Genomic DNA, 20,027 nt, shown 5'->3' with positions numbered 1-20,027 from the left:
CGTCGAACAGAATCGTTCTTCCCAACATGCCTGTCCACGCGGCGTACTGCCCTCTTGCGCTTGGTGCTTCCGGAGCTTAGCGGAGGCGACGGATATGCAGGAGTGCATCATGACTCCCAATTGTGGGATTGGACTGACCTTTTGGAAAACGACCGATCTTGCCGCCCGGTCCGAGGCGCGCGAACTGTTGTCGCTCGTCATCGACGCGCACGCAGAGGATCTGGTGGATCTCTTCTACAGCGCCTTCCTGGAAGATAGCGAGGCGTCCGCTTTCCTCAGCCATTCCGTGGTTCAGGAGCGCCTGAGCAATTCGTTGAGGAACTGGCTGCTGGATCTGCTGAACGTCGATCCCGAAGACGGGCTGGAAGCGTTCGACGAGCGCCAGAAGCAGATCGGCGAGATTCACGCCAGGATCAAGATCCCCATCCATCTGGTCATGGCCGGGGCGAGCATGCTCAAGAGCGGCGTCAGCGAACGTCTGCTGAAGCTGAACGCGGAGCAGAGGACCGTGACCACGGCGCTGATGCTGCTCAGCGAAATCGTGGACTATGCCATCCGCCGCATGAGCCAGGCCTATGTGAGCGGCACCACCAGGCGCGCCCAGGTGGATGAGGCGTATCGACTGGCGTCGCTGGGCCAGGATGTGAGCATCGAGCGCGAAAGCCAGCGCGCCGCACTCATGGAGTGGAGCCAATCAGTTCTTTTCAGCCTGTTCGGCGCTGCCAAGGGAGCACCGTTGGAGCGGATCTCGCAGTCTGCTTTCGGGCTGTGGCTCCGGCACCGGGCTGGCATGATGTTCCAGGGCTCGCCTTCGCTGGAGAGCATAGAGGACGCTGTCCAGCAGATCGACAGCGTGCTCCTGCCCAAGATCGATGAGGCAAGGTCCAGCAACGACGAACGGCTGCAGCAGGCGGTCGGCCGGCTGCAGAAGACCATAGACGAGATCAAATATCTTCTGGGCGACATGTTCCAGAGCGTCGCGGGCATGGAGAACGCGCGCGATCCGCTGACCAAGGCGCTTAACCGGCGCTTCATGCCTTCGATCCTCAGCCGCGAAATCTCGCTCGCCAATTCATCGGCCACGCCATTGACGCTGCTGATGATCGATGTCGATCACTTCAAGCAGATCAACGACAAATGGGGGCATCCCGCCGGAGACGTCGTCCTGCGCCAGATCGCGGAAGTGATCATGGACAATGTGAGGCTCAGCGACTTCGTGTTCCGCTATGGCGGCGAGGAGTTTCTGGTGGCGCTTGTCGAGACGCCCGAGAGCAGAGGCGTGGAGATTGCCGAACGTATCCGCACCCAGTTCCTGGCACATCAGCTTCAGCTGCCCGACGGAAACGTGCTGACCTCGACCGTATCCATTGGCGTGGCGACGCATCGCGGGCACCCGGACTACGCCTATCTGGTCGACATCGCCGACAAGGCGCTTTATCGGGCCAAGGCCGGCGGTCGCAACCGTGTCGAGGTCGGAGGCGAATAGCCGGTCGAAAGCCGTTCCGCCTCCTGCGCGTCAGCTGGGCAGCGTGAAGCTGACGGATTCGAATTCGATGCGTGTCGGCCCCGCATAGGGGTGGGCATGCACCGCAAGTATCCAAAGGCTCACCACCGCCGCAATGGCAAAGATGCTCAACGCATTGCGGCCCGCCCTGGGGCGATCGGCGTGAACCGACGCTATCGTGACCATGGACAGAAAGGTCAGGAACAGCACCAGGTACCATTTGTAGTCGCTGACCGAACTGCTGCCGATGGCCAGGCGCTTGTTTCGGGCATCCTGCAGTTCGTCGAAATCCTGTGTCATCTTGGCAATCAGCGAGCCCGGCGCGCCGTTTTTGGCAATTTGTATGATGGCAACTCGAATTTTCTGCAGCGCATCGTCCACCTCGGGCGAAGGCGAGCGGTTGGAAGACATCCGCCACTCATATTGCTCCACCGCAGACTTGTAGGCCTTCAGCGCCTGCATCATCGCCGGCGCGTCGAGAGCGTCGGCGCTTGCCATGCCCCCCAGCCGCCTGACGCAGGAGCGCTCCTCGCTCGCGGCCTGCTCGGCCTGTGCCTTGAACGACCAGATGTCGGCCGCTGCAAAGCCAAGCGCCAGCGCCCAGGCCGTGGCAACGGTGCTGACAAAAGTCGCGACGGGGATGGTTTCGGGGACCTTTGCCGCCCGCCTTCGGAAATATTCCAGCAGTCCGAGCGAAATGATGAAGCACAACAACCCGAAGGCGGAAAACGCACCCAGCAAAGCCGCGGCGGACCAGGAAAAAAAGTCGTGCAATAAAGTCCCTCCCGAAGATCTACGGTCCTGTTTCCTGCCCGATTCAGGGTGTGTCGTCCAGCCTGAGTTCCTTGGTGCAATCGACCGGTCGGCGGCCGCCTTGACCGGTCACATCGCCCTAGACTTCGAGTTCGGCCTGCCCTTCGTCGGCGGCGTTGATCACTTCGGCCGCCAGAGCCCTGGTTATGCGGGTCTTCTGTTCGAGCGCGGCGCGGTCGAGGCGATCGACGACCTGGATTGCGGTCGAAAGCGAGCGCTCGATGCGGCGGACGAGATATTGCACCACGGCCGGATCGACCTCGATCTGGCGGTCGGCGAAAAGCTTGGTGATGACGCCGGCCAGCAGCAGGTCATCAGGTTCATAAATCTCGACGGTCGCGGCCGCCTTCAGCCGGGAGGCGAGGTCGGGCAAGGTCACGCCCCATCCGCCGGCAAAACGCCGTGCCGTCAGAAGAAGGGTGGTGCCCGTGGCGCGTATCTGGTTGATGAGATGGAACAGGCCCGTCTCATCGAGCGGCCCCTGGTCGGCATCGTCGATCAGCACAGGCCGCGAGCCATCCACTGCAGCCACATGGGGCTCGATGTCAGTCGCATCAAGTGAAATCGCGCCCGACATTTCGCGCCACACGGTGGCCAGGTGCGACTTGCCCGAGCCCGCCGGCCCTGCCAGCACCACCACAGGTGACGGCCAGTCGGGCCATCGGTCGACAAGCGCCACCGCCTGCGCATTGGCCTGCGACACGACGAGGTCGTCGCGCGAATAGCCCGTGGCATGGCCGAGGTCGAGGGGAAGCTGGCGCGGTTTTTCCGGTTCGCTCATGGTCTTGGCAATTTATCGATCGGTCGTGCTGTCGCCGTCCTGGGCGGGGTCGGTCGCCTTGGCTTGCGTCACCTCGGCGTGGCCCCTGTAGAGCGGCGACTCCAGATAGCGGCTAATCCCGAAGCGTACCAGTACCGCGATCGCCGCAGCCGCTGGCACGGCGATCAACAGCCCGACAAAACCGAACAGCGCGCCGAAGGCGAACAGCGCAAACATAAGCCAGACCGGGTGCAGGCCCACGCTCTTGCCGACAAGACGCGGCTGCAGAATGTTGCCCTCGATGAACTGGCCGACGAAAAACACACACGCCACTGCCACCACCATGAGCCAGTCCGGCCAGAACTGAACGAAGGCAAGCCCCACCGACAGGACGAGCCCGACCAGCGATCCCACATAGGGAATGAAGCTGATGAGCCCGGCAAACAGACCGATCAGCACGCCAAACTTCAGCCCGGTCAACGTCAGCCCGACCGCATACATGATGCCAAGCACCAGACAGAGCGTGCCCTGCCCACGCACGAAGCCGGCTGTGGCGGTGTTGATGTCGCTGGCGAGTTGCCGCACCGTGTCGACGTGATCGCGCGGGATCCAGCTGTCCACGGTTGCGATCATCCTGTCCCAGTCGAGCAGCATGTAGAACGCCACCACCGGGGTAACCACGAACAGGCTGGCGATGGAGAACAGCGCCACGCCGGAGCTCCAGATCGACTGGAAAACCGTGGTGATAAACCCGAATCCCGTGGTGAGCAGCGAATTGAGCCCCTCGCGCAGACTGTTGGGATTTACGCCGAATCGCTGCTCTATCCATTGCGGGTCGAAACTGGTGATCAGCCCTTGCAGTTGGGAAAGATACTCCGGCAGCTTGGCGATGAAGTCGGCGAGCTGAGTGGCGAGGATCGGAATGAGAATGACCAGGGCCAGCGTCAGAACGATGACGAAGGCGACGAGAATAAGGATGGTCGCCATGACCCGCGAGAGGCCGAGCCGCTGGAGCCTGTCGGCCACCGGATCGAGAAAATAGGCCAGCACCATGCCCGCCACGAAGGGCAGCAGGATGCCGCTGAACAGGTAGATGAACAGCGCCAGCACGACGGCGGCGACGATCCAGAAGCGGACCTGCCGACGGAACACTGCGGCCGCCGCTTCCTCCTGCGTCACTTCAACCGTTTGGAGTCTCGCTTTTGCCATAGCCGTTCATGTGCCTGAGCCAGCCCACGAGATAGGCTGCCGCCGAAGTGACGGTCAAGAGCCCAGAGAGCAATATGAGCACGAGCCGGATGGGGCCGTATTGGGTCTGGAACGCCAGCTCGGCAAGCGCCACTGCGGCCAGCACGATCTGCACGGCGGTGTTGGCCTTCGAGACCAGGAGCGGCTTCATCGCCACCGGGTTGCCCATTACCGTCGACAGCACGACCGCGCACACGATGAGCCCATCGCGCGAGACCACCGCAATGACCAGCCAGAGCGGCAGTTCCCCCATGAGACCCAGCATGACGAAAACGCTGACCAGCAGGAGCTTGTCGGCCATCGGGTCGAGATAGGAGCCCAGGGCCGAGCGCTGGTTGAAGTGTCGGGCCACGAAACCGTCGATAGCGTCCGATGCGCCAGCGACGATAAAGCCGGCGAATGCCCAATCCGTACGGCGCAAGAGCAGGGCATAGATCACGCCCGGCACCAGCAAGAGCCGCAGAATCGTGATCACGTTCGGAACCGTCACGACGCCATAGTCTCCCTCACTTCGATCCCGATACATGGTCGAGAGCATCGCCGGCTGCAAGATGCCACACGCGGACAGGATTCCCGCCACGTTTTTCCGCCGCAAATGTGTGGCTGTGTGGCCGCTGTCCTTGCGAGGCCGGATCGTTCATGCGAAGAGCCCGGCCATGTCATGTTATGCTAGTCGCGGCACGCGGCCCTATCAGCATTGTCCAGAGGAACGGCCATGAGCGAGCAGAAGAACGGGCTCACATATGCACAGGCGGGCGTCGACATCGATGCCGGAAACCTGATGGTCGAGAAGATAAAGCCGTTGGTGCGTTCCACCCGCAGGCCGGGCGCCGACGGCGAGATCGGCGGCTTCGGCGGACTCTTCGACCTGAAGGCAGCCGGCTTCACCGATCCCGTGCTGGTCGCCGCCAATGACGGCGTCGGCACCAAGCTGAAGATCGCAATCGAGGCCGGCAAGCACGACACGATCGGCATCGACCTGGTGGCGATGTGCGTGAACGACCTCGTCGTTCAAGGCGCCGAACCCCTGTTCTTCCTGGACTATTTCGCCACCGGCAAGCTCGACCCCGAGCAGGGCACGGCAATCGTCAGCGGCATTGCCGAGGGCTGCCGCCAGGCCGGCTGCGCGCTGATCGGTGGCGAAACGGCCGAAATGCCCGGCATGTACCAGGACAAGGACTATGACCTTGCCGGATTTGCCGTGGGTGCGGCCGAGCGCGGCCAGCTTCTGCCCACCGACGACATCGTGGAAGGCGATGTGCTGCTCGGCCTTTCCTCGTCCGGCGTCCACTCCAACGGCTTCTCGCTGGTGCGCCGCATCGTAGCGGCAAGCGGGCTGGCCTGGACCGACCCCTCGCCCTTCTCCGAAGAAGGCGAGACACTCGCCGAGGCGCTGCTGGAGCCGACGCGCATCTATGTGAAGTCGGTGCTGCGCGCCATCCGCAACACCCACGGGATCAAGGCGCTGGCGCACATCACCGGCGGCGGCTTCCCCGACAACATTCCGCGCGTGCTGCCGGCCGATTTCTCTGCCGAACTCGACCTCGACGCCATCGACGTGCCGCCGGTGTTCTCCTGGCTTGCCAGGACGGGCGGCGTTGCGCCGGACGAGATGATGCGCACCTTCAACTGCGGCATCGGCATGATCATGGTCGTGGCCTCCGGGCAGGCCGCCCAGGTGGCGGCGGTGCTGCAGGAAGCCGGCGAGAAGGTCGAGCCCGTCGGTCGCATCGTGCCGCGCCGCGACACCGGCGTCATCTACCGCGGGAACATTTCCCTATGACCCAGCACCGGAAGCGCACCGTCATCCTGATCTCCGGGCGCGGCTCCAACATGGCCGCGCTGATAGAGGCAGCCGAAGACAGTGCCTTTCCGGCGGAAATCGTCGGCGTGATCTCGGACAAGGCCGATGCCGGCGGTCTGCAGCTAGCGGCCGCCAAGGGCATCGCCACGCGCATCGTCTCTCGCGGCGACTTTGCGAGCCGGCAGGCGCATGACGACGCCATAGACGCGGAACTGGCAGGTTTCGGCGCCGAAATCGTCTGCCTTGCCGGCTATATGCGGATTTTGACGCCCGCCTTTGTCGAAAGGTGGCAGGGAAGGATGATCAACATCCACCCTGCGCTGCTGCCCTCTTTCAAGGGTCTCGACACCCATGCACGCGCGCTTGCCGCCGGCCAGCGCATCCATGGCTGCACGGTGCATTTCGTGACGCCCGAGATGGACGACGGCCCGATCATAGCCCAATCTGCGGTGCCGGTGCTGATCGGCGACGACGAGCAAGCGCTCTCGGCCCGTGTACTGAAGGCCGAACACGAGCTGTATCCCATGGCCCTTCGGCTGGTGGCCGAGGAGAAGGCGCGCATGGAAGGGGGCAGAACCGTATTCTCCAACTTCGAGGCACCGGACCAGGGCGGAACGCTGACCTCCCCCGGCCCGGCAGACAAGCCGATCGACCTTGAGGCGCTGGCCCGCATCACACCATAGGACAGCCGGCGCCCACCGACGCGGAGCCATCGCATGACGAAGGAACTGCTTCTTCTGCGCCACACCAAGTCCAGTTGGGACGAACCCGGCCTTTCCGACTTCGATCGCCCCCTTGCGCCGCGAGGCCGCAAGGATGCGCCGCGCATCGGCCGCGCCCTTGCAGAACTCAAATGGCGTCCGCAGATGGCGCTGGTTTCGCCCTCGGCCCGCACGCGAGAAACCTGGAAGCTCGTGAAGGCCGAGACCAAGCATCTTCCCAAGCCGACATTTTCCGAAGCGCTCTATGAAACGCCTGCAGAGCAACTTTTGGCCAAGCTGCGCCACGTGCCGGAAAAGGTCGATTCCCTCATGCTGCTCGGACACAACCCGGGACTGCAGGATCTGGCGCTGCGCCTCGCAGGCCAGGGGTCCGACGAGGCAATCCTGCAGAAGCTGCGCAAGAAGCTCCCGACAGGCGGGCTGGCCAGGCTGGAATTCGATGGTTCGTGGAACGATCTCGGACAGGGCGAGGCGCGCCTCACCCATCTGCTGCGGCCAAAGGATTTCGCCAACGGCCATTGATGAATGGGCCGATTCGCTATCAGCCGTGCCGCTGCGTCTGCACTCGCGCAGTGCTCGGGGACACGCTTGCTCCCAAAATGGGAACAACCTATACTCGACCAGATGCAGATCATCGCCCGGCGAACACTGAAACAGTTTTGGGCTCGTCATCCGAAGGCAGAGATGCCGCTGCGTAGTTGGTACAGCCTCGCCGAAAGTGCGACTTGGTCGTCTCCCGCCGACGTGAAGGCAATGTTCGGAACCTCCGTGGATTTCGTGCACGACAACCGATTGATATTCGACATCGGCGGCAACAACTATCGTCTGGTCGTGCATGTCGCCTATCCATATCGGCGCGTTCTGATCAAATTCGTCGGCACCCACGCGGAGTACGACCGCATAGATCCGGAGACCGTTTGATGAATATCCGCCCGATCCGCACAGAAGAGGATTACGACTGGGCACTTGCCGAGATCGAGCAATATTTCTCCGATGTGCCCGAACAAGGCACGCCGGAGGCCGACCGCTTCGATGTTTTGGCAGAACTGATCGAAGCATATGAGAACAGGTATTGGGTGATTGAGCCCGCAGATCCTGTAGAAACCATCCGCTACCGGATGGAGACTCTGGGGCTCGAGCAGAGTGATCTCGCGCAGCTTATCGGATCACGGTCGCGGGCGTCTGAAATCCTCAACAGGAAGCGGCCGCTGACGCTTGCGATGATCCAGCGACTGCATAACCAGTGGGGCATTCCGGCCGATGCCCTGATCGTTCCGTATCATCTGGACACTGCAAGCTGATCCCGACGGCAGCATCAGGCCATCGCCCGCACCCAGACCTTGTTGTCGTGCACCGCTGCGCCACCATAGGGCGCCGGGGCATCCGAGCCGGTCAGCACGTTGATGCCCTCGCCGCGCTCGTGCGCGTGGTTCGGCCACACGCCCTCGGCGATCACCACGCCGCGCTTGATGCCGTCGAACAGCCGCGCGTGCAGCACCACCTCGCCGCGATGGTTGCCCACCTCGACGCGATCTCCGGTCGCAACGCCAAGCGCCGCAGCGTCTTCGGGGTGGATCAGCAATTCCGGTCGCCCTTCCTTCTCGCGTGACACCGGCGTTTCGGCGAAGGTCGAGTTGAGGAAGTTGCGCGCCGGTGAAGTGGCCAGCCGGAACGGGTGCTCGGCATCAGCCACCTCGATCAGGTCGACGTGATCCGGGAACTCCGGCAACTGGTTCACCGGGCCGAATATCCCCATGCTCTTGGGCGGCTTGTTGGGCGCAATGCCGCCATTCCATTGCGGCTTGAAGCGGAATTTGCCGTCGGAGTGCCCGAAGCCATTCAGGAAATGCGCATCCTCGAACTCGGGTTGCATGTCCACCCAGCGGCTTTCCCTCAGGCTGTCGAAATCGCCCAGCCCGCGCTTGGAGAGCATATGGTCGATATGCTGGCGCTCGGTAAGGCCGAAGCCCGGCAGATGCGCCACGCCCAGCCGCTTCGCCAGTTCCTCGATGACATAGTGGTTGGTGCGCGGCCCCACCGGCGGGTCAATGAGCTTGGGGCCGAGCGTGATGTGCTGGTTGCCGCCGCCCTTGTAGATGTCGTCATGCTCGAGGAACATGGTGGCCGGCAGCACGACATCGGCGAGCCTGGCCGTATCGGTCATGAACTGCTCGTGCACGCAGGTGAAAAGGTCGTCGCGCATAAACCCCTGCAAGACCAAGCGCTGCTCGGGCGCGACGTTCGCCGGGTTGGTGTTCTGGATCAGCAGCGCCGTGACCGGCGGCCCGCCATAGAGCGCATCCTCGGCTCCGGTCAGCACAGGCCCGATGCGGGAATGGTCGAGATAGCGAACGCCCGGGTCCCGCAGCTTCGTGCCCTCCAGAAGCTCGGCATTGAGCTTGTAGATGCCCGAATTGGAGTGAAACGCGCCCCCGCCCTCATGCTGCCAGGCGCCGGTGACCGCCGGGATCGACAGCGCCGCGTGCATGTTGACCGAGCCGTTGCGCTGGCGTGAAAAGCCGTAGCCGAGACGGAAGAAGGTTTTCTTCGTCGTGCCGACCAGTCGTGCGAAGGCCTCGATTTCCCCCACCGACAGCCCGGTGATCGCCGCTGCCCACTCTGGCGTGCGCGTCTGAAGATGCGTCTCGAGCCCCTTCGGGTCGTCGGTGTATTTTTCGAGATAGTCGCGGTCCGCAAGCCCGTCGCGGAACAGCACATGCATCACCGCGCAGGCCAGCGCGCCATCGGTGCCTGGCTTCAGCACCAGGCCCATGTCGGCCTGCTTCATGGTGGCGTTTTCGTAGATGTCTATGACGACGATCTTGGCGCCGCGCTCCTTGCGGGCCTTCACCGCGTGGCTCATGACATTGACCTGGGTGACGACCGCATTGGTGCCCCAGATCACCACGCAGTCCGACTTGGCGATCTCGCGCGGGTCCGAGCCGCGCAGCGCGCCGGTGCCCATGACCCAGCCGGTCCAGGCCAGATTGGTGCAGATTGAACCGAAGAAGCCGGAATACTTTTTCGCATGACGCAGACGCTCGATGCCGTCGCGCTGCACCAGCCCCATCGTGCCGGCGTAGAAATAGGGCCAGACCGTCTCGCTACCGAGCCTTTCTTCCGCCTGAATGAATTTCTCGGCGACGAGGTCGAGCGCCGCTTCCCAGCTTGCTTCCTTCCAGTTGCCCTCGCCCTTGGCGCCGGCGCGAACCAGCGGTTTCAACAGCCTGTCGGGATGATGGATGCGGTCTGCATAGCGCGCCACCTTGGCGCAGATCACGCCGGCGGTATAGCTGTTGTCCTTGGCGCCGTGGATGCGCCCGATGCGATCCGGCGCCAGAAGCTCGACGTTCAGCGCGCAGGTGGACGGGCAGTCATGCGGGCAGGCCGAGTGGCCAATTCGGATCGGGGCGTGCTGGTTCATGGCGCCTGTTTATGCCTATTTGCCGGCGCGGAATAGAGCCACCAATCTGGTTCGGCTGCAACCAATTAGTGTTGACTAATCAATAAGCGTACACTAATTTATTTCACATGATCGAGACCGCACCCATCACGACCGTCATGCGCGCACTGGCCGACCCCACGCGCCGGGCCGTGTTCGAACGCATCGTGTCCACCGACGAGATCACCGTTGCCGAGCTCACCCGCGGCAGCGGCGTTACCCAGGGCGCGATCTCGCAGCATCTGAAGTCGCTCAAACAGGCCGGGCTGGTGGCCGAACGCCCCGAAGGCCGCAATGTCTACTATCGCGCCGAACCCGAAGGATTGGCGCCGCTGTTCGACTGGATGAGCCATTACGGCATGTTCTGGCGCGATCGCTTCGCCAACCTGAGAACCCTGCTCAAGGAAATCGACCCATGACCGATACCATGCACAAATCCGACACGCGGGACATCGTGGTGCAGGAGGTGTTTCCGCACGCGCCGGAGACGATCTGGAACGCCTTGACCAGCGGCGCGCTTATCGCCCGTTGGTTGATGGAGCCGGTCGGCTTCGAGCCCGTGGTGGGCAGCCGCTTCACCTTCCACACCACGCCGGCCGGCCAATGGGACGGCACCATCCATTGCGAGGTGCTGGAGGCAGCACCGAACCGGCGTTTCGCCTATTCCTGGAAGGGCGGGCACGACAGCAATGATGGCTACGGATCGTTGCTCGACACAGTCGTGACCTGGGCTCTCGAACCCACAGAAGCCGGAACGCGCGTAACGCTCACCCATGCTGGCTTCGAGATGCCGCGCAACGAGACCGCCTTCCGCAACATGAGTGGCGGCTGGAACAAGGTGGTGCCGCGGCTGCGCGCCATCACCGACGATCTGAACTGATCAACAACGCGGGCGGAGTATTTGTCCAGCGACCGGGCGGGAACCGCTCGGCGAGGGATGTCTTACGCCCCGCCCTGACCGGAGGAGAACAGACATGACGAAATCATATACCGGCGGCTGCGCCTGCGGCGCGATCCGCTACGAGGTGGCGGCCGAGCCCATCATGACCAATGACTGCCACTGCCGGCAGTGCCAGAGGGACAGCGGCACTGGGCACGGCTCCTACCTTGCCTTCCCACGTAAAGCCGCCACACTGCATGGCGAAGCTCGGAGCTTCGACTTTACCGGGGACCAAGGCGTGGTGAAGAGCCGCGCCTTCTGCCAGACCTGTGGCACGCCGGTCTATATGCTGTTTCCCGGCATGCCGGACATCTTCGTGGTCAGGGCCGGCACGCTGGACGAGCCGAAGCGCTACAGGCCGCAGATGGTGTTCTGGACGGAGACGGCACAGGACTGGGACCGGATCGACCCGGCGCTACCGGCTTTCGCCCGCATGCCTCCGGCGGCGGGGTAAGCCTCCTACTCCGCCATTCCTTCCTCATAATCAGCCGACAGCTCCAGCCACTTGTCCTCGTGCATCGACAGTGACGAGGTGAGTTGCGCGCGCTCCTTGGCGAGCTGGGTGGCCGCGGTCGGGTCCTTTTCGTAGAGGGTCGGGTTGGCCAGTTGATCTTCGATAGCGTCGATGCGCTTGCGGATGCGATCCATCAGCGCCTCGGTGGCTCGGATTTCCTTGGCCACCGGCTCCATTGCCGCGCGGCGGGCAGCCGCCTCGCGGCGGCGATCGGCCTTGGAGGTCTCTTTCGCCTCGCGCTTTTCCCGGCGGTCCACGGACACTCCAGTAACCATCGTGCGATAGTCCTCGAGGTCGCCGTCATACGGCTTCACCGTGCCGTCCTTGACCAGCCACAGCCGGTCGGCGGTCGCCTCCAGCAGGTGCCGGTCGTGGCTGATGATGATCACCGCGCCGGGAAAATCATTCAGCGCCATGATCAGCGCCTCGCGGCTGTCGATGTCGAGGTGGTTGGTCGGCTCGTCTAGGATGAACAGGTTCGGCCCGTCGAAGGCTGCAAGCCCCATCAGCAGGCGCGCCTTCTCGCCGCCGGATAGGTCCTTGGCCGGCGTGTTCATCTTTTCGGTCGAAAGGCCGAACTGGGCGACACGCGCCCTCACCTTTGCCTCCGGCGCGTCCGGCATCAGCCGGCGCACATGCTCGTAGGCGTTTTCCTCCGGCCGCAGGTCGTCGAGCTGGTGCTGCGCGAAGATCGCAACCTTGAGGCCGGGCGCAATCGTCACCGTGCCCGTCTCGGCCTTCAGGCGGCCGGCCAGCAGCTTGGCGAAGGTCGACTTGCCGTTGCCGTTGGCGCCCAGCAGGGCGATGCGGTCGTCACTGTCGATGCGTAGCGTCATCTTGCGCAGGATCGGGCTGCCCGGCTGGTAGCCGACATCGATGCCGTCCAGCGCCACGATGGGCGAGGCCACGGTCTTCACCGGCTCGGGGAAGCTGAACGGCCGCACGTGATCCTCAACCAGAGCCGCGATCGGCTTCATGCGCTCCAGCGCCTTGATGCGCGACTGTGCCTGCCGGGCCTTGGAGGCCTTGGCGCGGAAGCGGTCGACGAAGGACTGCAGATGCTTGCGCGCCGCCTCCTGCTTGGCGCGGCCCTTTTCCTGCAGCTCGCGCTGCTCGGCCAGCTGCCGCTCGAACTGGTCGTAGCCGCCGCGCCAGAAGGTCATCTTCTTCTGGTCGAGGTGGACGATGGAATTGACAGCGCGGTTGAGCAGGTCGCGGTCGTGGCTGATCAGGAGAACCGTGTGCGGATATTTCGACACGTAGTTCTCGAGCCACAGCGTGCCTTCGAGGTCGAGATAGTTGGTCGGTTCGTCGAGCAGCAGCAGGTCGGGCTGCGAGAACAGCACCGCCGCCAGCGCCACCCGCATGCGCCAGCCGCCGGAGAAGGACGACGCCGGGCGCTTCTGCGCCTCGTCATCGAAGCCGAGACCGGCGAGAATGGTGGCCGCACGCGCTTCGGCCGAATGTGCATCGATATCGGCGAGCCGCACATGGATCTCGGCGATGCGGTGCGGGTCGGTCGCGGTCTTTTCCTCTTCCAGAAGCGCTGCGCGCTCCAGATCGGCCTTCATCACGATGTCGATCAGCGGCTCCTCGGTGCCCGGCGCCTCCTGCGCCACCTGGCCGATGCGCAGGTTCTTCGGCAGGCTGATCGAGCCCGTCTCGGTCGGCTGGTCGCCGGTGATCGCCCGGAACAGAGTCGTCTTGCCCGTTCCGTTGCGGCCAACGAGCCCCGCCTTCGTTCCCGCCGGCAGCGTGAGCGAAGCGTGGTCGAGAAGCAGGCGTCCGGCGATACGGATGGAAAGATCGTTGATGATAAGCATTGCGGGCTTTTGCACCGGAGTTTTGCGGATCGCAAGGCCCAGCGCACTGACGAGGCCGCGCCAGACTTAAAACTGCCCAAACTCAGGCGAAGGCGCGGCCTTCTTCGGTCCGCTGGAAGGCGATCAGATCCAGTTGCACGGAGGGTTCGCCGAGCGCTGTCAGCGCCATGTGAACCTGGCCGCGGTGATGCGTCTGATGATTGAAGAAATGCGCGAGCGCCGGCGCGAGGCGCTGCGAGATCGTGCGCATGTCCGTTACGGTCATGTAGCTGAAACGGCCGGCCAGCGCCTGGTCGCTCAGGCTGCTGATCCAGGCCACGATCCGTGCGTCCTCGGCCTGGCGGGCGGCGCGAAGCTTGTCAAAATCGTCGAAGAGGATGGCGTCGAGCTGCGAGGGGGCATCGCCCTCGCCGGTAAAGCGTTTGAGCCAGATCCGGTCGGCGACCAGCAGATGGTTCAGCGTGCCCAGCACCGACTTGAAAAAGGCGCCCACATCGCGGCGCAGCTCATCCTCGGTCAGGTTGCCGGCCGCTTCATAGATGCGCTGGTTGGCCCAGGAGTTGTAGGCCGCAAACATCATGAAATGCTGCTTCATGGATTTTCCTTCAGCGTGCAGACGACGAAATAGCAACCATACCTAACCCTAGAGACGTGAAGCTCCGATTACCATTATTCACACCCGGAAGTGAGGCGTCGGGGAAACGCATCGCCGGAAAAGCACGCATTGGGGCTTGCTTGCGGTCGCAAAGGGCCTCCTGACCCTTGGCAATATGGCAGACGCCCTGTATAGGGTCCGCCACCATCTCCACCCCATCTTCAGAAGGAAATACCATGGCGATCGAACGCACGTTTTCGATGATCAAGCCGGATGCCACCCGCCGCAACCTCACCGGCGCCATCACCAAGATGCTCGAAGATGCCGGCCTGCGCGTCGTCGCTTCCCGCCGCGTCTGGATGAGCCGCCGCGAGGCCGAAGGCTTTTACGCCGTGCACAAGGAACGCCCCTTCTTCGGCGAACTGGTCGAGTCCATGTCCTCGGGCCCGACGGTCGTGCAGGTCCTCGAAGGCGAGAACGCCATCGCCAAGAACCGCGAAGTAATGGGCGCCACCAACCCGGCCAACGCCGAGGAAGGCACCATCCGCAAGGTCCACGCGCTGTCGATCGGCGAAAACTCGGTGCACGGCTCGGACGCCCCCGAGACCGCTGCCCAGGAGATCAAGTACTGGTTCTCCGACACCGAGATCGTCGGCTAAGATCCTGAATCCGAATTCGGGTGCAAGCACCTGATTTCATTGAAAAGCCGGAGCGAACGCTCCGGCTTTTTTTCTTGAGCGCGCGTTATTCGGGGCAGCACGCTCAAGGGCCTTTCGAACTATCCCCGGCACCTGGCTTTTTCAGCATCTCGAGCACCAGGGTCTGTGGCCCGGCGGTGAGCGGGTCGACCTCGTATCGGCTGTCGTTCTCGAACCATAGCGTGTGATCGACGCTGATGGTTGCCTCCAGCAGGTAGGTGGCCGTCGGCCGAACGGCCAGCGGGTTGAAATGCACCTCGAACTTGATCGGCACCTGCCCCGGCTTCGGGATCACCTGCTGGCCGATGATTGCTGAAGGTTCGCCGGCGGGGGACGTTTCAATCAGCTGCACGGTGAGAACAGCGTCTGGCGGCAGCGCATTCCGCTCGCGGTAGAGCACCTCGCCGGTAATGGTCTTGTCCTCGGCCAGGGATTGCGCGGGCAAGATGAGCGCGCCCGCCACCAGCGGAGCGAGGCCGAAGATCAGGATTTTCGCAAGCCTGCTCAACATGACATCGCCTCCGTATCAAAGGAATGCTGTTGACCCGTGTCGCGCGGCGATTTGACTTTGGCTTCCTGCGGCCAGGATCAGCGGCGCCAGCGCGCCGCCGCCTCGTCATCTGCTTCCTTGGCGTCGACCCAGCCGCCTTCCGAACCGTCGGCGTGGTGCTCCTTCTTCCAGAACGGCGCGCGCGACTTCAGATAGTCCATCAGGAAATTCGCCGCCTCGAACGCCGCCTGCCGGTGCGCCGAAGCCGCCACCACCAGAACGATATTCTCGCCTGGCGCGATCTTGCCATAGCGGTGGATGGCGGTGAGCCCCTGTAGCGGCCAGCGTGAAACCGCCTCGGCGGCGATGCGCAAGATCTCCGCTTCGGCCATGCCTGGGTAGTGCTCGAGTTCCAGAGCAGCCAACCGCCCTGCCTCGTCACGGCAGAGCCCGGTGAAGGTCACTACGGCACCAATATCTGCACGCCCGCCAGTCAGCCGCGAAATCTCGGACTGGATGTCGAAATCCTCGCGCTGGATGCGCACATCGGGCGTCACGACGGCCGGCATGGGTTCAGCCCCCGGTCATGGGCGGGAACAGTGCGATCTCGCGCGCGCCCGCGATCTTTTCCCCGTGGTCGACATGCTCCTGGTCGATGGCGACGCGGATCACGTCCGGATACTGTAGCGCGTTTTCATATTCCTCGCCGCGGCCCTTCAGCCAATGAAGCAGGTCGCTCACCGTCTCAACCTCGGAAGGCAAGGCGACCTCCTCTTCCGGCAGGCCGATGCGCTCGCGGACCCAGGCGAAATAGACAAGTTTTGTCGGGTTCTGTGTCATTCTTCGATGATATGCTTCACGCCAGCGCGAAAATAGTCATAGCCCGTATAGAGCGTGACGATCGCGGAAATCCAGAGCAGCGTTATGCCTACTTGCGTCCAGTAGGGCACGATCTTGTCGCCCGCCGGCCCCAGCAAAAGGAAGGCGATGGCGATCATCTGGATCGTCGTCTTCCATTTGGCAAGCTGCGTCACCGGCACGCTGACCTTCAGCGCGGCGAGATATTCGCGCAGGCCAGAAACCAGAATCTCGCGGCAAAGGATGATGATGGCCGCCCAGAGCGTCCAGCCAGCGATGGTGCGGTCGGTGTCGGCCGCCAGAAGCAGCAGGCAGGTCGAGACAAGGAGCTTGTCGGCGATGGGGTCCAGCATGCGGCCGATATTGGAAGTCTGCTGCCAGGCGCGCGCCAGATAGCCGTCGAAATAGTCAGTGATGCTCGCCGCCAGAAACAGCGCCAATGCGGAATAACGAGCAAAGTCGCTTGAGCGCAGTCGGCCTTCCAAAAAGAAGCACAGCACGATCAGCGGCACCGCCAGGATGCGGCCATATGTCAGAATGTTGGGAAGGTTGAACGCATGCTTCCCCCTCTTATTCCCGCTTCTTTCAACCTTCGTAGTCACATCAGATACCTGCATAGGGGGTCAACCAAGTAGACGCGCCGGCCAAGCGCCGCTTCTAATAGCGCATTAATAGCGCAAACGTTCAACTGTCGTGGAAGTGATTGTAAACAATCCGCGCGATCGACTCCGAAATGCCGTCCACCGCCACCAGATCCTCAACCGCCGCCCGGCTGACCGCCTTGGCGGTGCCGAAGTGCAAAAGCAGCGCACGCTTGCGCGTCGGCCCGATGCCGCTGATTTCGTCCAGCGGGTTGCGCGTCATCTCCTTCTTGCGGCGCGCGCGGTGCGAGCCGATGGCGAAGCGGTGCGCCTCGTCGCGCAGGCGCTGCACGAAGTAGAGCACGGGATCGCGCACCGGAAGCGTGAAGGATTCGCGCCCCTTGGCGAAAAACCGCTCGCGGCCGGCATCACGATCGACGCCCTTTGCCACGCCGATTGCCACCACGCGGTCCTCGATGCCGAGGTCGGAGAGGATCTGCCGCACCGCAGTCATCTGGCCCTGCCCACCGTCGATCAGGATCACGTCCGGCCACGCCGGGAAAGCGCCGTTCGAGATCTCATCCGCATCGGCTTCGCTCGCCCCGTCCACGGCGTCGCCGTGTTCCTTGAGCAGGCGTGAGAAGCGCCGGGTCATGACCTCGCGCATCATGCCGAAGTCGTCGCCGGGGGTGATATCGGTGGAGCGGATATTGAACTTGCGGTACTGGTTCTTCACGAACCCTTCCGGCCCGGCCACGATCATGGCTCCCACGGCATTGGTGCCCATGATGTGCGAGTTGTCGTAGACCTCGATGCGCACCGGCGCCTTCTCCAACCCGAAGGTCTCGGCCATGCCGGCCATCAGCCGGGCCTGAGTTGAGGTCTCGGCCAGCCGGCGCCCCAGCGCCTCGCGCGCGTTCTGGGCTGCGTGGTCCACAAGGTCCTTCTTCTCGCCGCGCTGCGGCACGGCAATCGTCACCTTATGGCCGGCGCGGGTTGCCAGTGCCTGCGTCAGCAGCTCCTGCTCTTCGACAACGTGCGAAAGCAGCACCAGGCGCGGGCACGGCTTGTCGTCGTAGAACTGGGCCAGGAACGAGCCCAGCACCTCCTGTGCCTCCATCGCAGGGTCGGCCTTCGGGAAATAGGCGCGGTTGCCCCAGTTCTGGCCGGTGCGGAAGAAAAACACCTGGATGCAGACCTGCCCGCCTTCCTGGTGGATTGCGAAGACGTCGGCCTCTTCGGTCGATTGCGGATTGATGCCCTGGTGGCTCTGCACGTGGCTCAGCGCGGCCAGACGGTCGCGGTAGATCGCGGCGCGCTCGAAGTCGAGCTCCTCGGCTGCTTCCTGCATCGCATCCGAGATTTCGGTCTTCACCTTCTGGCTGCGGCCGGAAAGAAAATCCTTCGCCTCCGACACCAGTTCGGCATAGTCCTCGGCCGAAATCTCGCCCGTGCAGGGGCCTGAGCACCGCTTGATCTGGTAAAGCAGGCACGGCCGGGTGCGGCTCTCGAACACGGAGTCGGTGCAGGTGCGCAGCAGGAAGGCGCGCTGCAGCGAATTGATGGTGCGGTCGACCGCGCCGGCAGACGCGAAGGGCCCGAAATAATCGCCCTTGCGCGAGCGCGCGCCGCGATGCTTGAAGATGCCGGGCGACGGATGATCGCCGGTCAGCATGATATAGGGGAACGACTTGTCGTCGCGCAGCAGCACGTTGAAGCGCGGCCGCAAGCGCTTGATAAGGTTCGCCTCGAGTAGCAGCGCCTCGATCTCGGTGCGGGTGACGACGAACTCCATCGTCGCGGTCTCGCGCACCATACGGCCGATGCGCTGGGTGTGGAAGCGGCCCTGCGCGTACTGGGTCACGCGCTTCTTCAGGTTACGTGCCTTGCCGACATAGAGCACGTCACCGGCCGCATTCATCATGCGATAGACGCCCGGCGCATTCGGCAGTCGCTTCACCAGTTCCTGGATGACCTCGGCCCCCACCTTGCCCTCGGTGTCGCCGGCGTTGGAGGTCCAGTCGAGCGCGGTGAAGGAAGACTCGGGCGCCGCCGATGTGGCATCGGCTTCCGAGACGTCCTCCTCCTCGATCTCATGGCCGGGCATATAGCCGGCGACGTCGTCGCTGGCCCTGCCCGCCCGGGGACGGTGAAGCGATTTCAGGTTGGGATTCGCGGGATTCATTCCACCATGCCTGTCACATCGGGCGTCTGCCATGCAAGATGCTGGCCGCCGTCCAGCGCGATCAACTGTCCGGTGACGGAGCGCGCTTCCCATAGATAGCGGATCGTTGCGCCGAATTCCAAAAGCGACGGCCCGCGCTTCAGAATCAGCCCCTCGACCTGCGCGGCGAAATCCTCTTGCTGCTGGCGGCTGCTGGGCAGCGTCGGCCCCGGCCCGATGGCATTGACGCGAATGCGCGGGGCGAGCGCCTGCGCCATGGTGCGGGTCGCATCCCAGAGCGCCGATTTCGACAGCGCATAGGAAAAATAGCGGGGGGTTGGCTTGCGCACGCGCTGGTCGACGATGTTGACGACCAGCCCTTCCCCGTCCGGCGGCAGCGCCTCGGCAAAGCGCCGCGCAAGAAGCACCGGCGCTTTCACATGGACGGCAAAGTGCCGGTCCCACACCGCCCAATCAAAATCCGTAACCTCGTCGGCCTCGAATATGGAGGCGTTGTTGACCAGCAGCGAAACCGGGCCCAACGCCGCGGACGCCTGGCGGATCAGCCCATCGACGGCGCGCATATCGGTCAGGTCGGCCACCACCACCGCAGCTTCGCCGCCACTTGCAGCAACTGACGCGGCCAGTTCGTCGGCCTCGACACGCGAGCGATTGCAGTGGATGGCCACGGCGAAACCATGCGCGGCGAGATCCTCGACAATCGCCCTGCCGACGCGCTTGCCCCCGCCCGTGATCAGAGCCGTCCTGGCGATTTTTGTCATTTGTCCACCCCCTGATTGCATGCGCCGAGTTCGCTTGCCGGGCAATTTGGGCGCCTGAGAAGTAAAATGCTGTTGGGTCGTTTGACGGCAATGTGGCGACAGGCCCGTCAAATCGCCTCCAACGGCGGAGGAAACTCATTCATCGATTCAATATAGGCAGCGCAAGCGTTTGATAAAAGGTCATTTTTCCGGAAGTACCTTGAGCGACGATGCAGTGGTGTTGCCCGACCGCAACGTCACGTTTCCGCCTCATTGGCGCCAGCCAAAGACCCCATTTGAGGTACGCTGC

General features: G+C 63.4%; 23 protein-coding genes. 10 read left to right on the top strand and 13 right to left on the bottom strand.

Annotated elements, in window-relative coordinates:
• Positions 1-109: 109 nt before the first annotated feature.
• A complete protein-coding gene (locus ABLE86_RS08245; RefSeq protein ID WP_348778433.1) occupies positions 110-1,486 on the top strand; it encodes a GGDEF domain-containing protein in 1,377 nt (458 codons plus the stop codon).
• Positions 1,487-1,516: 30 nt separating this feature from the next.
• Here ABLE86_RS08245 and ABLE86_RS08240 read toward each other — a convergent pair whose 3' ends face one another.
• From ABLE86_RS08240 to ABLE86_RS08225, 4 genes are all read right to left on the bottom strand, one after another.
• The gene (locus ABLE86_RS08240; RefSeq protein WP_348778432.1) at positions 1,517-2,278 is read right to left on the bottom strand and encodes a hypothetical protein; all 762 of its coding nucleotides are present in this window, start codon (positions 2,276-2,278) and stop codon (positions 1,517-1,519) included.
• A 118-nt stretch (positions 2,279-2,396) separates the two neighbouring features.
• Positions 2,397-3,098, bottom strand: coding sequence for a DnaA regulatory inactivator HdaA (gene hdaA, locus ABLE86_RS08235; protein WP_348778431.1), 702 nt, complete (start codon positions 3,096-3,098; stop codon positions 2,397-2,399).
• Positions 3,099-3,110: 12 nt separating this feature from the next.
• A complete protein-coding gene (locus ABLE86_RS08230; protein ID WP_348778430.1) occupies positions 3,111-4,286 on the bottom strand; it encodes an AI-2E family transporter in 1,176 nt (391 codons plus the stop codon).
• Positions 4,258-4,815: a CDP-alcohol phosphatidyltransferase family protein gene (locus ABLE86_RS08225; RefSeq protein WP_348778429.1), complete on the bottom strand. Its 558-nt coding sequence runs from the start codon at positions 4,813-4,815 to the stop codon at positions 4,258-4,260. The genes ABLE86_RS08230 and ABLE86_RS08225 overlap by 29 nt, the downstream gene beginning before the upstream one ends.
• 225 nt (positions 4,816-5,040) lie before the next feature.
• On the opposite strand from ABLE86_RS08225, the gene purM reads away from it, so the two are divergent.
• The 5 genes from purM to ABLE86_RS08200 all read left to right on the top strand — a co-directional run bounded on the left by purM (position 5,041) and on the right by ABLE86_RS08200 (position 8,152).
• On the top strand, positions 5,041-6,108 hold the full coding sequence (gene purM / locus ABLE86_RS08220) for a phosphoribosylformylglycinamidine cyclo-ligase (RefSeq protein WP_348778428.1): 1,068 nt from the start codon (positions 5,041-5,043) through the stop codon (positions 6,106-6,108).
• Positions 6,105-6,812 carry a phosphoribosylglycinamide formyltransferase gene (gene purN / locus ABLE86_RS08215; protein ID WP_348778427.1) on the top strand — a complete coding sequence of 236 codons (708 nt, stop codon included), beginning with the start codon at positions 6,105-6,107 and terminating at the stop codon, positions 6,810-6,812. The genes purM and purN overlap by 4 nt, the downstream gene beginning before the upstream one ends.
• A gap of 33 nt (positions 6,813-6,845) precedes the next feature.
• A complete protein-coding gene (locus ABLE86_RS08210; RefSeq protein WP_348778426.1) occupies positions 6,846-7,373 on the top strand; it encodes a histidine phosphatase family protein in 528 nt (175 codons plus the stop codon).
• Positions 7,374-7,475: 102 nt separating this feature from the next.
• Positions 7,476-7,772: a type II toxin-antitoxin system HigB family toxin gene (locus tag ABLE86_RS08205; protein WP_348778425.1), complete on the top strand. Its 297-nt coding sequence runs from the start codon at positions 7,476-7,478 to the stop codon at positions 7,770-7,772.
• Entirely contained in the window at positions 7,769-8,152 is a 384-nt protein-coding gene (locus ABLE86_RS08200) for a helix-turn-helix domain-containing protein (protein ID WP_348778424.1), read from the top strand. The genes ABLE86_RS08205 and ABLE86_RS08200 overlap by 4 nt, the downstream gene beginning before the upstream one ends.
• A gap of 14 nt (positions 8,153-8,166) precedes the next feature.
• Here ABLE86_RS08200 and ABLE86_RS08195 read toward each other — a convergent pair whose 3' ends face one another.
• Positions 8,167-10,275 carry a molybdopterin oxidoreductase family protein gene (locus tag ABLE86_RS08195; RefSeq protein ID WP_348778423.1) on the bottom strand — a complete coding sequence of 703 codons (2,109 nt, stop codon included), beginning with the start codon at positions 10,273-10,275 and terminating at the stop codon, positions 8,167-8,169.
• A 107-nt stretch (positions 10,276-10,382) separates the two neighbouring features.
• Here ABLE86_RS08195 and ABLE86_RS08190 point away from each other — a divergent pair, with 107 nt between their 5' ends.
• The 3 genes from ABLE86_RS08190 to ABLE86_RS08180 all read left to right on the top strand — a co-directional run bounded on the left by ABLE86_RS08190 (position 10,383) and on the right by ABLE86_RS08180 (position 11,687).
• Positions 10,383-10,712 (top strand): metalloregulator ArsR/SmtB family transcription factor, encoded by a 330-nt coding sequence (locus tag ABLE86_RS08190; RefSeq protein WP_348778422.1) that lies wholly within the window; start codon positions 10,383-10,385, stop codon positions 10,710-10,712.
• Positions 10,709-11,173: an SRPBCC domain-containing protein gene (locus ABLE86_RS08185; RefSeq protein WP_348778421.1), complete on the top strand. Its 465-nt coding sequence runs from the start codon at positions 10,709-10,711 to the stop codon at positions 11,171-11,173. The genes ABLE86_RS08190 and ABLE86_RS08185 overlap by 4 nt, the downstream gene beginning before the upstream one ends.
• 94 nt (positions 11,174-11,267) lie before the next feature.
• A complete protein-coding gene (locus ABLE86_RS08180) occupies positions 11,268-11,687 on the top strand; it encodes a GFA family protein (protein WP_348778420.1) in 420 nt (139 codons plus the stop codon).
• 5 nt (positions 11,688-11,692) lie between these two features.
• On the opposite strand, the gene ABLE86_RS08175 is transcribed toward ABLE86_RS08180, so the two are convergent.
• Together ABLE86_RS08175 and ABLE86_RS08170 are read right to left on the bottom strand one after the other, a co-directional pair.
• A complete protein-coding gene (locus tag ABLE86_RS08175) occupies positions 11,693-13,570 on the bottom strand; it encodes an ABC-F family ATP-binding cassette domain-containing protein (RefSeq protein WP_348778419.1) in 1,878 nt (625 codons plus the stop codon).
• A gap of 82 nt (positions 13,571-13,652) precedes the next feature.
• On the bottom strand, positions 13,653-14,165 hold the full coding sequence (locus tag ABLE86_RS08170) for a DinB family protein (protein WP_348778418.1): 513 nt from the start codon (positions 14,163-14,165) through the stop codon (positions 13,653-13,655).
• Positions 14,166-14,401: 236 nt separating this feature from the next.
• Between ABLE86_RS08170 and ndk the strand changes: the two genes are divergently transcribed.
• Positions 14,402-14,824 (top strand): nucleoside-diphosphate kinase, encoded by a 423-nt coding sequence (gene ndk / locus ABLE86_RS08165; RefSeq protein ID WP_348778417.1) that lies wholly within the window; start codon positions 14,402-14,404, stop codon positions 14,822-14,824.
• Positions 14,825-14,927: 103 nt separating this feature from the next.
• Here the strand turns inward: ndk and ABLE86_RS08160 are convergent, their stop codons facing one another.
• The 6 genes from ABLE86_RS08160 to ABLE86_RS08135 form a co-directional block, all read right to left on the bottom strand.
• Positions 14,928-15,374 (bottom strand): YbaY family lipoprotein, encoded by a 447-nt coding sequence (locus ABLE86_RS08160; RefSeq protein ID WP_348778416.1) that lies wholly within the window; start codon positions 15,372-15,374, stop codon positions 14,928-14,930.
• 77 nt (positions 15,375-15,451) lie between these two features.
• On the bottom strand, positions 15,452-15,922 hold the full coding sequence (locus tag ABLE86_RS08155) for a molybdenum cofactor biosynthesis protein MoaE (protein ID WP_348778415.1): 471 nt from the start codon (positions 15,920-15,922) through the stop codon (positions 15,452-15,454).
• Positions 15,923-15,926: 4 nt separating this feature from the next.
• Positions 15,927-16,193, bottom strand: a complete 267-nt coding sequence (gene moaD / locus ABLE86_RS08150; protein ID WP_348778414.1) for a molybdopterin converting factor subunit 1 — start codon at positions 16,191-16,193, stop codon at positions 15,927-15,929.
• Positions 16,190-16,813: a CDP-diacylglycerol--glycerol-3-phosphate 3-phosphatidyltransferase gene (pgsA, locus tag ABLE86_RS08145; RefSeq protein WP_348778413.1), complete on the bottom strand. Its 624-nt coding sequence runs from the start codon at positions 16,811-16,813 to the stop codon at positions 16,190-16,192. Before pgsA ends, moaD begins: the two co-directional genes overlap by 4 nt.
• 82 nt (positions 16,814-16,895) lie before the next feature.
• Positions 16,896-18,977, bottom strand: coding sequence for an excinuclease ABC subunit UvrC (uvrC, locus tag ABLE86_RS08140; RefSeq protein ID WP_348778412.1), 2,082 nt, complete (start codon positions 18,975-18,977; stop codon positions 16,896-16,898).
• The gene (locus ABLE86_RS08135; protein WP_348778603.1) at positions 18,974-19,738 is read right to left on the bottom strand and encodes an SDR family oxidoreductase; all 765 of its coding nucleotides are present in this window, start codon (positions 19,736-19,738) and stop codon (positions 18,974-18,976) included. Before ABLE86_RS08135 ends, uvrC begins: the two co-directional genes overlap by 4 nt.
• Positions 19,739-20,027 lie beyond the last annotated feature (289 nt).

It is taken from the genome of Mesorhizobium sp. KR2-14, from assembly GCF_040049255.1.
GTDB lineage: Bacteria > Pseudomonadota > Alphaproteobacteria > Rhizobiales > Rhizobiaceae > Pseudaminobacter.
The sequence above is the reverse complement of the archived record's forward strand: the minus strand, read 5'-3'. Positions and strand labels throughout refer to the sequence as shown.

Bases quoted from the DNA above. Each gene is read 5' to 3' on its own strand.
- ABLE86_RS08245 (WP_348778433.1), top strand. From the start codon at position 110: ATGACTCCCAATTGTGGGATTGGACTGACCTTTTGGAAAACGACCGAT.
- hdaA (WP_348778431.1), bottom strand. From the start codon at position 3,098: ATGAGCGAACCGGAAAAACCGCGCCAGCTTCCCCTCGACCTCGGCCAT.
- ABLE86_RS08230 (WP_348778430.1), bottom strand. From the start codon at position 4,286: ATGGCAAAAGCGAGACTCCAAACGGTTGAAGTGACGCAGGAGGAAGCG.
- purM (WP_348778428.1), top strand. From the start codon at position 5,041: ATGAGCGAGCAGAAGAACGGGCTCACATATGCACAGGCGGGCGTCGAC.
- purN (WP_348778427.1), top strand. From the start codon at position 6,105: ATGACCCAGCACCGGAAGCGCACCGTCATCCTGATCTCCGGGCGCGGC.
- ABLE86_RS08210 (WP_348778426.1), top strand. From the start codon at position 6,846: ATGACGAAGGAACTGCTTCTTCTGCGCCACACCAAGTCCAGTTGGGAC.
- ABLE86_RS08205 (WP_348778425.1), top strand. From the start codon at position 7,476: ATGCAGATCATCGCCCGGCGAACACTGAAACAGTTTTGGGCTCGTCAT.
- ABLE86_RS08195 (WP_348778423.1), bottom strand. From the start codon at position 10,275: ATGAACCAGCACGCCCCGATCCGAATTGGCCACTCGGCCTGCCCGCAT.
- ABLE86_RS08190 (WP_348778422.1), top strand. From the start codon at position 10,383: ATGATCGAGACCGCACCCATCACGACCGTCATGCGCGCACTGGCCGAC.
- ABLE86_RS08185 (WP_348778421.1), top strand. From the start codon at position 10,709: ATGACCGATACCATGCACAAATCCGACACGCGGGACATCGTGGTGCAG.
- ABLE86_RS08180 (WP_348778420.1), top strand. From the start codon at position 11,268: ATGACGAAATCATATACCGGCGGCTGCGCCTGCGGCGCGATCCGCTAC.
- ABLE86_RS08175 (WP_348778419.1), bottom strand. From the start codon at position 13,570: ATGCTTATCATCAACGATCTTTCCATCCGTATCGCCGGACGCCTGCTT.
- ABLE86_RS08170 (WP_348778418.1), bottom strand. From the start codon at position 14,165: ATGAAGCAGCATTTCATGATGTTTGCGGCCTACAACTCCTGGGCCAAC.
- ndk (WP_348778417.1), top strand. From the start codon at position 14,402: ATGGCGATCGAACGCACGTTTTCGATGATCAAGCCGGATGCCACCCGC.
- ABLE86_RS08160 (WP_348778416.1), bottom strand. From the start codon at position 15,374: ATGTTGAGCAGGCTTGCGAAAATCCTGATCTTCGGCCTCGCTCCGCTG.
- ABLE86_RS08155 (WP_348778415.1), bottom strand. From the start codon at position 15,922: ATGCCGGCCGTCGTGACGCCCGATGTGCGCATCCAGCGCGAGGATTTC.
- moaD (WP_348778414.1), bottom strand. From the start codon at position 16,193: ATGACACAGAACCCGACAAAACTTGTCTATTTCGCCTGGGTCCGCGAG.
- uvrC (WP_348778412.1), bottom strand. From the start codon at position 18,977: ATGAATCCCGCGAATCCCAACCTGAAATCGCTTCACCGTCCCCGGGCG.
- ABLE86_RS08135 (WP_348778603.1), bottom strand. From the start codon at position 19,738: ATGACAAAAATCGCCAGGACGGCTCTGATCACGGGCGGGGGCAAGCGC.